Origin of the sequence: Priestia flexa NBRC 15715, assembly GCF_001591565.1 — a bacterium.
In the GTDB taxonomy this organism is placed as follows: domain Bacteria; phylum Bacillota; class Bacilli; order Bacillales; family Bacillaceae_H; genus Priestia; species Priestia flexa.
This window is the reverse complement of sequence record NZ_BCVD01000038.1, coordinates 18005-29646: the sequence shown is the minus strand read 5'-3', so window position 1 is coordinate 29646 and position 11642 is coordinate 18005. Positions and strand designations below refer to the sequence as shown.

At 39.0% G+C, this 11642-nt stretch carries 11 protein-coding genes; all 11 read right to left on the bottom strand.

Annotated features, from left to right (window positions below):
• Positions 1-23 precede the first annotated feature (23 nt).
• The 11 genes from BFL01S_RS08670 to BFL01S_RS08620 all read right to left on the bottom strand — a co-directional run bounded on the left by BFL01S_RS08670 (position 24) and on the right by BFL01S_RS08620 (position 11630).
• Complete coding sequence (locus BFL01S_RS08670) at positions 24-1124, bottom strand: prephenate dehydrogenase (RefSeq protein ID WP_061785468.1); 1101 nt, start codon at positions 1122-1124, stop codon at positions 24-26.
• Positions 1125-1188: 64 nt separating this feature from the next.
• Positions 1189-2292 carry a histidinol-phosphate transaminase gene (gene hisC, locus BFL01S_RS08665; RefSeq protein ID WP_061785467.1) on the bottom strand — a complete coding sequence of 368 codons (1104 nt, stop codon included), beginning with the start codon at positions 2290-2292 and terminating at the stop codon, positions 1189-1191.
• Between the two features lie 4 nt (positions 2293-2296).
• Positions 2297-3112, bottom strand: coding sequence for a tryptophan synthase subunit alpha (gene trpA / locus BFL01S_RS08660; protein WP_061785466.1), 816 nt, complete (start codon positions 3110-3112; stop codon positions 2297-2299).
• Entirely contained in the window at positions 3099-4313 is a 1215-nt protein-coding gene (trpB, locus tag BFL01S_RS08655) for a tryptophan synthase subunit beta (RefSeq protein ID WP_025908797.1), read from the bottom strand. Before trpB ends, trpA begins: the two co-directional genes overlap by 14 nt.
• On the bottom strand, positions 4291-4932 hold the full coding sequence (locus BFL01S_RS08650) for a phosphoribosylanthranilate isomerase (protein ID WP_061785465.1): 642 nt from the start codon (positions 4930-4932) through the stop codon (positions 4291-4293). Before BFL01S_RS08650 ends, trpB begins: the two co-directional genes overlap by 23 nt.
• A complete protein-coding gene (gene trpC, locus BFL01S_RS08645) occupies positions 4922-5689 on the bottom strand; it encodes an indole-3-glycerol phosphate synthase TrpC (protein ID WP_061785464.1) in 768 nt (255 codons plus the stop codon). The genes BFL01S_RS08650 and trpC overlap by 11 nt, the downstream gene beginning before the upstream one ends.
• Positions 5682-6704: an anthranilate phosphoribosyltransferase gene (trpD, locus tag BFL01S_RS08640; RefSeq protein ID WP_061785463.1), complete on the bottom strand. Its 1023-nt coding sequence runs from the start codon at positions 6702-6704 to the stop codon at positions 5682-5684. The genes trpC and trpD overlap by 8 nt, the downstream gene beginning before the upstream one ends.
• Complete coding sequence (gene trpE, locus BFL01S_RS08635; protein WP_061785462.1) at positions 6697-8214, bottom strand: anthranilate synthase component I; 1518 nt, start codon at positions 8212-8214, stop codon at positions 6697-6699. Before trpE ends, trpD begins: the two co-directional genes overlap by 8 nt.
• Before the next feature lie 254 nt (positions 8215-8468).
• Entirely contained in the window at positions 8469-9557 is a 1089-nt protein-coding gene (aroB, locus tag BFL01S_RS08630; protein WP_061785461.1) for a 3-dehydroquinate synthase, read from the bottom strand.
• Positions 9557-10729, bottom strand: coding sequence for a chorismate synthase (gene aroC / locus BFL01S_RS08625; RefSeq protein ID WP_061785460.1), 1173 nt, complete (start codon positions 10727-10729; stop codon positions 9557-9559). The genes aroB and aroC overlap by 1 nt, the downstream gene beginning before the upstream one ends.
• Positions 10730-10856: 127 nt before the next feature.
• Positions 10857-11630: a CheR family methyltransferase gene (locus BFL01S_RS08620; protein WP_025908790.1), complete on the bottom strand. Its 774-nt coding sequence runs from the start codon at positions 11628-11630 to the stop codon at positions 10857-10859.
• Positions 11631-11642 lie beyond the last annotated feature (12 nt).

Below are 11642 nucleotides of genomic sequence, written 5' to 3'. Positions count from 1 at the left end.
TGTCTCAGTCTCTTGCAACTACATTATGAAATAAACGTTTGATAACCTCGGCCCTCTAAGCACACTTTTGCTTTTTTACGATCTTCATCGGTTTGAAAACTAAGTCTTAAAACACCATAGATATCTACGCGCGTTTCTAGAATTCGGATGTTTGTAATGCTAATTTCTTCTTCTGCTAGGTATCCTGTTACTTCTGAAATGATACCCGGATAGTCAGGAACATCTACATATAGATCATAAAAAGAGGGTATCGCTCCTTTTGAACGCACCGGAAGCTGATCGCGAAATTCTTTTGCCTGAGAAAAATACGCATAGATATTCTCAGCATTTCTCTTCTCAATCATACTACGCACATTGTGCATCTCATCTAACCAATAGTCGAACATTTGAAGTAACGCATCTTGATTATGAAGTAAAATATCTCTCCACATCGCTGGACTGCTCGATGCAATTCGAGTAATATCACGAAAACCACCCGCTGCTAACTTAGAAACAAGAGGATTTCCTTGCTGATAATGCTCTGCTTGATGCACAAGACTAGCTGCAATGATATGAGGAAAATGACTGATAACACCTGCAAGCTTATCATGTTCTTTTGGTGAAAGAACAATGATATTAGCTTTTGTACCTGCCAGTAATTTTTTAAGTCTATTAACAGCCTCTTTTTCCGTATGAGGAGAAGGAGTTAACACATACATTGCATTTTCAAACAAGTGAGCTTTAGATGCTGTGACACCACTTTTATGAGAACCAGCCATTGGATGACCGCCAATAAATTGAATCCCTTTTGAAAGTAAGCATGAAGCCGTTTGAACGATTTGTTCTTTTGTACTCCCAACATCCGTAACAATAACCTCTTTTTTCAAAGGAATACTTTCTAATTCTTGCACAACTTGAACGGCTTGTGTAACAGGCACAGCAATAACAATGAAATCAGCTTTTTTAGCTCCAGCTTCAATTGAACTACTTATTTCGTCAATAACAGTTAGCGATTTTGCTAGTTTTACCTGCTCTTCATTAATATCGTAACCAATAATATGCATTGATTCATATGTATTCTTTATATTTAACGCTAACGAACCACCAATTAGGCCCATCCCAATTACAAAAACTGTTCCTGTCACCTTTGTCACCTCGTATTTCACATATGAAATGAGAGTGTGATCTCACACTCTCATTTCTACATTATTATGCAAATGATTTATGTTTACTCACATACTCTTGAAGTAATTGAATAATTTGTTCATTTTGCTCTTTTGTCCCAATTGTAATCCGTGCAGATGTAGGGAAGCCTAATGCGTTGCCAGAACGAACAATATACCCTCTTTCCAATAGAAATTGGAATACTTCATCGCCTGGTTGACCAAAATCAATTAGTACAAAGTTAGTGTAAGAAGGATAGTAATTCAAACCGTTCTTTTCGCAAAATGCATAGTATTGCTGTAAACCATCTTCATTTTTACGCTTGCACTCATTAATAAAGTCTTGATCTTTCAAAGCTTCAATCGCCGCTTTTTGAGCCATACGACTTGTATTAAACGGCTCACGAGCAGGTTCTATTCTTTGTAATAATGCTTCATTTGCAATGCCGTACCCAATTCGAAGTGAAGCCAATCCATAAGCTTTTGAAAACGTACGTAGTACAATTAAATTCTCGTACTCATCCAGTAGATCTACAGTTTGTGGAAAGTCCTCTTCTTGTGCTGCGTATTCATAATATGCTTCATCCATAACAATCAGCGTATGCTTTGGAACTTGCTTAATAAATTCCATCAGGTCTTTTTGCTTTACATAGGTACCGGTTGGATTATTGGGGCTACATACCCAAACGACAGTCGTTTGTTCATCAATTGCGCTTAACATTGCCGACAGGTCGTGGTCACCGTTTCGAAGCGGAACCTCACGAATTTCAGCTCCTTCAATTACCGCATTGTGACGGTATTGAGGGAATGTCGGCGTTGCCATCACCGTATTTGTTTCTGGTGATAGTAAAGCACGGCAAATAATTTGAATAACTTCATCTGAACCGTTCCCAAAAATAAGCTGCTCACCTTTGACATGTAAATATTCAGCCAGTGCTGTTCTTAATTCTGCACTATAGCCGTCTGGATAAAGTGCCATATGATTAAGCTCTTCGTAAATAGCTTCCTTCACTCGATTTGAACAGCCATACGGATTCTCATTAGATGCTAGCTTCACAACAGTTTCTAAGTTGTATTCTTTTTTAACTTCCTCAATGGGCTTGCCTGGCTTATATGGAGATAATGTTAATAATTGCTCTTTTACTTTCAACTTGTTACACCTCGCATTTTTGTATCGGTGAAACGATGGACGCTATATACGCTTGAAAACTTGCTATTCCTTCTGACCTTGTCTCCTTATTTAAAAGTACCGATTGAAGTTCCTCAACTTTGTGAACAATTGCACTACCAATTACAATACCATCCGTGTATTCTTTTAATACTTCAACCTGGTGGCTTGTTGAAATACCAAACCCCACGGCAACGGGTATGGACGTCGAAGCCTTAACTTCCTTTAAAAATGAATCTAAGTCCTCAGGAAGCGTTTCTCGAATTCCAGTTACGCCAAGGGATGATACGCAGTATAAAAAGCCTGTTGCATCTTTGGAGATTTTTTCAATACGCTCTTTAGATGTTGGAGCAACCATTGAAATATAAGCTACCTCGTTTTGCTCAGCAAGGGTGCGAATCTCTGTACTTTCTTCATAGGGTAAGTCAGGAATTAATACACCATCAATTTCATTTTCTCGCACTAAAGCGAAAAAGGATTCTAAACCTAATTGTAACACAGGATTAAAATAGGTAAAGAGAATAATCGGAATTTCCACTCCTTTTTTTCTCATTTTTGGCACAAGTTTAATTGCTTTTGATATAGACATTCCCTGAGCAAGTGCACGGCTAGAAGCCGCTTGAATGATCGGTCCATCCGCTAAAGGGTCGGAATATGGAACGCCTAACTCCAATACAGAAGCTCCTTCTTTTTGCAAAGCTAAAGCAAGCTCTATCGTGACATCTTCATGCGGATCTCCGGCTGTAATAAAAGGAATAAATAGCGTATCATGTTTCGGTAATCGCTGCTTAAATGTGCTCATATTCTTTTTCCTTCCTTTCTAATAAATTAACAAGAGTGTGAACATCTTTATCCCCTCGTCCTGATAAACAAATCAAAATACTTTCATCTTTTGTCTTAGTTTTTGCTACCTCAAATGCTTTAGCAAGCGCATGTGCTGATTCAATTGCTGGAATAATTCCTTCTGTTTTCGACAGTAGCTGAAGCGCTTCAATCGACTCATCATCCGTTACGCTTTCATACCTTACTCTTCCTATTGAAGATAAGTGAGAGTGCTCTGGGCCAATTCCAGGATAGTCAAGTCCTGCTGAAATCGAATAAGGCTCTGTAATTTGACCATTTTCATCTTGCAATAGATACGTTAACGTCCCGTGAATAACGCCTTTAGTTCCTTTTTCCATTTTGGCAGCATGAAGCTGTGTATGAACACCTTTTCCTCCAGCTTCTACTCCTATAAGCTCTACCCTTTCGTCCTTAATAAAGTCGTAGAACATCCCGATCGCGTTGCTACCACCACCAACACAAGCAATTACCGTATTAGGAAGCTTGCCTTCCGCCTGTAGAAACTGCTGTTTTGCTTCCTCTCCAATAATTTTTTGAAAATCACGAACCATTTTTGGGTAAGGGTGCGGACCAATAGCGGAACCAATTAAATAAAAATGATCCTCACAGTGCTGAACCCAGTAACGGATCGCTTCATTTGTTGCATCCTTTAAGGTTTTTGTGCCTGAAGTAGCTGGAATAACTTCTGCTCCTAATAGTTTCATACGAAATACGTTTAATGCTTGGCGCTCAATATCTTCCTCTCCCATAAACACTTTGCATTCCATACCAAACTTAGCAGCCACCGTGGCCGTAGCCACGCCGTGCTGACCAGCACCTGTTTCAGCAATGATTTTCTTTTTCCCCATGCGCTTTGCTAACAAAATTTGTCCAATCGCATTATTGATCTTATGAGCTCCAGTATGATTCAAGTCTTCGCGTTTTAAGTAAATCTTCGCTCCACCCAGTTTATTTGTTAAGTTATCTGCATAAGTTAGGGCTGTAGGTCTTCCTGAATAATTTTTAAGAAGAAATAAATACTCTTCTTTAAAAGCTGGGTCCTGCATAGCTTCATCCAAAGCTTTCTCTACTTCTTCCAATGGCTTCATTAACGTTTCAGGTACATATTTTCCACCAAATTCTCCAAATCTACCAAATTCATCTGGATGATTGTATGTCATGTAAAATCTTCCTTTCGATACGCTTTATTTTTTGTTGATCTTTTTTACCGTCACTTTCAATTCCACTTGATAGATCGATACCATCTGGGTGATAGTACATTAGGCTATCAATATTAGATTCTGTGATTCCACCTGCAATAAAGCATTTCTTGCTATAAGAGCGAGCCGTATTGGTATAGGCCGGGACAAAATTCCAGTCAAACGCAACGCCCGTTCCGCCAAATTGTTCTTTGACTTTACTATCAATTACATAGCCATCAACAACGCCTTTATAACGCTCCATGGCTTGTAGCGTCTGTGGACCATGAGGCAAAGCTTTCCAAACTTCATAGCCAACATTTTTATAAAAAATAAGTTCTTCAGGTGATTCATTTCCATGACATTGAATCACCTGTAAGTCTGCTTTCACCGCTGTTTCTAATACCTCGCTAGGAGCTTCATTCACAAACACGCCCACTTTTTTCATTTCAAAGCCTGAACAGTTCATAACCTGAACTTTTTCTGGCGTAACGTACCGCTTACTTTTCGAATAAAAGATAAAGCCTACGTAATCAGCAAGTCCAGCCTTTGCTAATTGAAAATCTTCAATTGTTTGGATACCGCAGTACTTAATGTGCATGACTTGTTTCTCCGAATAGATTTCCAATCGCTGCTTGCTGATTATCTTGTTTCATTAATGACTCTCCAACTAGAATTGCTTTTGCACCGGCTTCTTTTACATAAGTAAGGTCTTTATATTCATAAATTCCGCTTTCACTAACAAATAAGCTATCCTTTGGAATAAGGGGAGCAATATCCTTTGTTTGGGTAATGGATGTCTCAAACGTGCGCAAATTACGATTATTAACGCCAATAATCTGTGGTGTTAACACGCGTAAAATTTGTTCTAATGTCTCAGCTGAATGAACCTCAACTAAACAATCAAGCCCTAGCTCACCTGCTTGTTCATATAACTCCTTTAAATGTACAGGCTCAAGGACTTCTCCAATTAATAGAATAGCATCTGCACCGATGCGAGCACTTTCCTCAACTTGAAGCTCATCAATAATAAAGTCTTTTCTCAAAACAGGAAGGTTTACGTTTTGTTTTATTTCAGTCAAATATGCCCGGTGGCCCATAAAATACTGCTCATCTGTTAAAACTGAGAGGGCGTCTGCTTTTCCTGCTTCGTACGCTTTAGCAATCGTAACAGGGTTAAAGTTTCGTTGAATCAGTCCTTTTGAAGGGGATGCTTTTTTCACTTCTGCAATCAGTGAAAGCATACGGTTTGAATTTGCAAGAGCTTCTAAGAATGACACTTTCTCTACTTGAACAGGATCTGGTAGCACTAAGTTTGCTACTTCTTGTTTTTTGGTTTCAATAATTTTGTTAAGCACGATTAACCACCTCTTCAGATTTTAAACGCTGGAGCTGTTCGAATGCCTGACCGCTTTCGATGATTCGAATCGCTTCAACGACTCCTTGCTCTAGTGTTTGAACAGCACCACTTACATATATGGCAGCTGCTGCGTTCACAGCAACCGCTGACTGTGCAATTTTGTTCTCACCGTTTTTAAAGATTGATTGAATAAGAGCTGCGCTTTCTGCCGCATCATTTACTATAAGCTCTTTCATAGTTCCCCTTTGGACACCTAGTGATTCAGGAGACAGCATATACTCTACGACGCGCCCATCTTTCACTTCCACTACGTCTGTTTCAGTCGTTACGCTTATTTCGTCTAGACCATCTCGACCACAAACTAGCAGTACATGTTTAGCTTTAAGCTGTACTAAAGCTTGTGCAAGCTTTCTTGCTAAATCGATTGAATACACACCAATTACCTGCTTGCTGCAATTTGTGGGATTAGCTAAAGGACCCAGCGCATTGAAAACTGTACGAAACCCTAATTCTCGGCGTGTTTGAGCAACATGCTTCATAGCTGGGTGATAAAGAGGAGCGAATAGAAATGACATGTTGACACGTTCAAGCGCTTCTTCAACTTCAGTCTTCTCTCCTTGAATATCCACTCCTAATCTCTCTAGTACATCCGCACTTCCGCTTTTTGATGAAACGGCACGATTGCCATGCTTTGCTACTTTTACACCAGCTGCTGATGCCACAATAGCACTTGCTGTAGAAATATTAAACGTTGACGCCCCATCTCCTCCAGTTCCACATGTATCAATCACGTTTTCATACCTAATGGAGATTGTGTTCATGTTATTTCTCATCCCTTTAACAAAGCCGACGATTTCCTCAACTGTTTCGCCTCGGTAAGTTAACAAAGTAAGGATACCTGCAATTTGTGTAGGTGGAACTTGCCCATTCATAATGTCATTCATAAGCTCTTGTGCTTCTACAGCTGATAACGTTTCGCCATTTAAGCATTTTGATAGCAGTTCTTTAAACATACACATTCTCCTTTTTGTCGTAGATATCTTGAGCGATTTGAATCGTTTTAATTAAGGCACTCGCTTTGTTACGGGTTTCTTTCCATTCTAGCTCTGGCTTAGAGTCTGCTACAATACCAGCACCAGCCTGTACATAAGCTACTTCATCTTTTAAGACAATTGTTCGAATGGCAATACAAGAATCAATATTCCCATCAAACCCTAAATAAGCAACGGTTCCTGCATATACATTACGTGCAACAGGTTCAATTTCATTTAAAATTTGCATGGCTCTCACCTTTGGCGCACCTGATACTGTCCCAGCTGGAAAGGCAGCTAGCAAAGCATCAATTGGATGAACGCTTGGGCTAATAGTTCCCGTTACTTTAGAAATTAAGTGCATGACGTGTGAAAATTTAACCAACTCCATTAATACCGGTGTCTGTACGCTACCGTATTTAGCTACTCTTCCAATATCATTACGCGCTAAGTCGACTAGCATATAGTGTTCAGCACGTTCTTTTTCATCTTGGATTAAATCTTCGTACATATGCTGATCTTCTTCTTCGTTCCGTCCTCTACGTCTTGTTCCAGCGATAGGATGAATTTCTAATTCACCATTTTCGATTCCAATAAGCTTTTCTGGAGAGCTACCGATTAATTCCACACCGTCTACTTTGACATAAAATAAATAAGGAGACGGGTTAACTAGTCGCAATACTCTGTAAATATCAAACCCAGAAGCTTTCGTTGGAACTTGAAAACGTTGGGATAAAACCGCCTGAAAGACGTCACCGCTTTTGATATACTCTTTAATTTTGTTAACGTCGTTCATAAACTGCTCTTTCTCGTACGAAGAAGTTACACCTTTAAACGTTACGTCTTTTTGTTCTGAATTAAAGACAAGCGGTAACTTGTTTGTTGAGGGATTCACTATTTGATTAACATACGAATTGATATCTTCAACTGCAAGCTGATACTTTTTACTTTTTTCTGCCTCTGTATCCCCTTCGTTAAGCTGAACATAGCGGAGAAGAACTAACTCTTTTGATTGGTGATTGTATGCTAATAGCGTTTCGCAATACATAAAATGAAATGTTGGCATCTGTAAGTCATTTTCTTTATTGACCTGTACTTTTTCAATTTGTGAAACCGCATCATAACTAATAAAACCAACTGCACCACCTTTAAAGGGAAGTGGCAGATTAGGAAGCTTTACTTTAAAATGCTCATCCACTGTTTGAACAGCATTTTTAAAGCTAGAAGCTGAAAACCGCGGTTGTAAATAGCGGTCTTTAATGATGTACTCACCATTTTCTTCCGCAACATATAAAAAAGGATTTAATCCAATAAATGAATAGTTGGACCAAGGTGATGTATCATCGTTACTTTCAAGTAAATAGACTGCTTCATCCTGCACCCGCTGAAACAGATCAACTGGGGTCAAGCTGTCAACATATAACGTCTTTGTGATAGGAATTGTTAAAAAGTGTGAAGAGTCTTCCAGAAAGGAAGTATACGTGTTTGTCATGTGATTCATTCCTCCATTTCAAATGGAGAATGAGAAATAGTGAGGTGTTTTTAGAAGATATTATAAATAAACCCAAAGACATATCAAAAAAAAGCATGCCTTTGGGTAAACGAATGTCATATTTTAACTAGACTCAGCTCTTCTCAACTATCTCATTCTCGTCTACCCTAAACTCAACTAAACTACTTATTACTAACTCTAAACTATCTACATTGTATTACGTTCATCTAAAAATTGTCAACCATGAGACTTTTTTAATTAGAATTCTCTAATTGCTGACTTAACAGGTTTAAAATAAGACCGTCTTCCACCTTTTGAACATAAGGTTGACCAATTTCTTCGAGCAAGACCATATACACGTCACTTTGCTTAGACTTTTTATCAGCCTGCATTTTCTTTAATAAACGTTCTTTTTCTAAGTGTGAAGGAATCGATGTTTGATAACCAAACTGTTTAAACCATGAAGCAATTTCGGATACTGGAAACGCTGTTTTTCCTAAAGCGTTGCTTACATCCATGGCGAAAAGCATTCCAATTGCTACCGCTTCCCCGTGGCTAATTTTCCCATATCCACATTCTGATTCAATGGCATGACCTAACGTATGTCCGAAGTTTAAATGCGCTCGAACACCCGCTTCCATTTCATCTTCTTTCACTATCGCTGCTTTAACAGAGATTCCTTTTTTAAGCGCGTGGATTAATGCATTCTCTCGTAAATCACTTAACGTTTTAATCGTTGTTTTCAGCCATTGATAGAATTCCACGTCATGAATTAACGCATGTTTAATCACTTCAGCAAAACCGGAACGCCATTCTTTTTCAGGTAAGGTATTTAATAATTCAATGTCATAAAAGACAGCTTCTGGCTGAAAGAACGCACCAATCATATTTTTTCCTAGTTCATGATTAATTGCTACCTTTCCACCGACTGCACTATCGTGGGCAAGAAGGGTTGTTGGAACCTGAATGAATGAGATACCACGCATATAAGTTGCTGCAACAAAGCCAGCTAAGTCTCCAATTACCCCTCCTCCAAATGCAATAATAAGAGCATTACGATCCAGCTGCTTTTCTAAAGCAAACGTTTGACACGCATAGTAATGTTCGAAGGATTTCGCTTGCTCACCGCTAGGCAGTACGTATTTATAAACCGTTGAATACGAAGATAAAGCGTCCATCATTTTATCTCCGTAGCACTCGTTTACTGCTTCATCTGTCAACACTAAAATTTGTGAAGCATTTGGCTTTACGTTTTCGATAACTGATGGAAGTTTAGATAGAATGTTTTCACCTAGATAAAGAGGATATGTTTTAGACTTGGTTTCAATTTGAATTTGTTCCATTAAAATCCCCTCGCATATTCACGCATCTGCTTAATATTTTCAGCAATCGTTTCAATTTGGTCTTGGCCAAACTGTTCTACGATTGCAGATGCTAACTCCCACGCAACAACTGCTTCGGCTACGACACTAGCTGCAGGAACCGCACAGCTATCTGAACGTTCAATACTTGCTTCAAATGGTTCTTTCGTTTCAACATCAACACTTTTCAATGGCTTATAGAGCGTTGGGATTGGCTTCATAACACCTCTAACAACAATAGGCATTCCCGTAGTCATCCCACCTTCAAAACCACCTAAACGGTTTGTTCGTCTTGTGTATCCATTTTTTTTATCCCACAAAATTTCATCATGAACTTCGCTACCAGGCTTTCGAGCAGCTTCAAAACCAAGGCCAAATTCAACCCCTTTAAACGCATTAATACTCATTACAGCCGCAGCAATTTTAGCATCTAATTTACGATCATAGTGTACATAGCTACCAACACCAGCTGGCATACCTTCCACGATGACTTCAACAATTCCGCCGATTGAATCTCCAGCTTCTTTTGCATCATCAATCGCTTGCATCATATCTTTTTCAACAGCTGCATCAAAACACCTAACCGGTGATCGCTCTGTAACTTCCTGGAGTTGTTCAAGAGTTTCATATGCTGGAGGATTAGCTTTAATTCCCCCAATTTCACGCACATGTCCTGCCACTTTAATTCCAAACTGAGCTAAAATTTGCTTTGCTACTGCACCAGCCGCAACGCGAACCGTTGTTTCACGCGCTGAGGAACGCTCTAATACATTTCTCATATCGCGATGTCCATATTTAATTGCGCCATTTAAATCTGCATGTCCAGGTCGTGGGCGTGAGATTTTTCGCTTTACGTCTTCGGCTTCTTCTTCAGAAATTGGCTCAATGCCCATAATCTTTGTCCAATGCTTCCAATCGTTATTTTCAACAACAAGCGCAATAGGAGATCCAAGCGTGTAGCCATGGCGAACGCCACTCACAATTTCTACCTGATCGGTTTCAATTTGCATACGACGCCCTCTTCCATGTCCTTTTTGTCTACGCGCAAGCTCTGTGTTTACATCTTCCGCAGTTAAAGGCAGCCCTGCTGGAACACCCTCTAGAATGGTCGTCAATTGTGGGCCATGCGACTCTCCTGCTGTTAAGTATCTCATCTTTCTACCTCCACTATTATGTATTTTTCAGGAAATCGTCTGAATTTTTATTTTTAAATATGACTATACCATACTCTATGTTACTTCACCACACAAAAAAAAGCGAACGCACTCTTTACTGCCCCTATTATAATTTGCGATAAAAAAACGTATCTACTACTTCCAATCCATATTTCTGAGGTTGAAATACTTGCTCTGTACTTCCCACAAAAAAGACGCCTCCCTTTCTCAATGAATCCGAAAACTTCTGATAAAGCTGATGCTTTGCCTCTTCAGTGAAATAAATAAGCACATTGCGACAAACAATTAAGTCAAACTGTTGTGAAAAGGGATCCGCAAGTAAATTATGTTTCTTAAAAGTAACCGTCTTTTTAATCTCATCGTTTACTTTGTAAAACAATCCTTGACTAGTAAAATACTTGTTTTTTATATGTACCGGCACTTCTTGTAGTGATTTTTCTGCATACAACCCTATTTTGGCTTTTTCAATAACCGTTTCATCCAAATCTGTGGCTAAAATTTTAATGTGTGAAAGCGGATAGTATGAAGATAAAACCATCGCTAATGTGTATGGTTCCTCTCCCGTAGAACATGCCGCGCTCCAGACTTTTAGCGTTTCGTTCCCCTTTGTTAACTGAGGTAGAATCGTTTCTTCTAACACTTCCCAACGCTTTCGATTTCGATAAAACTCTGAAACATTAATTGTGATTCTATCTAAAAATTCAGTCAATAAATCCTCTTGATAAGCTAGGGCTTGATAATAGGTATGGAAACTAGTAAACCCTTTCTTTTCATATAAAGATACTAACCTTCGTTTCATTTGTGCCTCTTTATATAACGACAAGTCGATACCTGTTTTCAGCTTAATTTTGCGAACAAACTCTTCATATTCATTTGTCATAAATAAGACCCC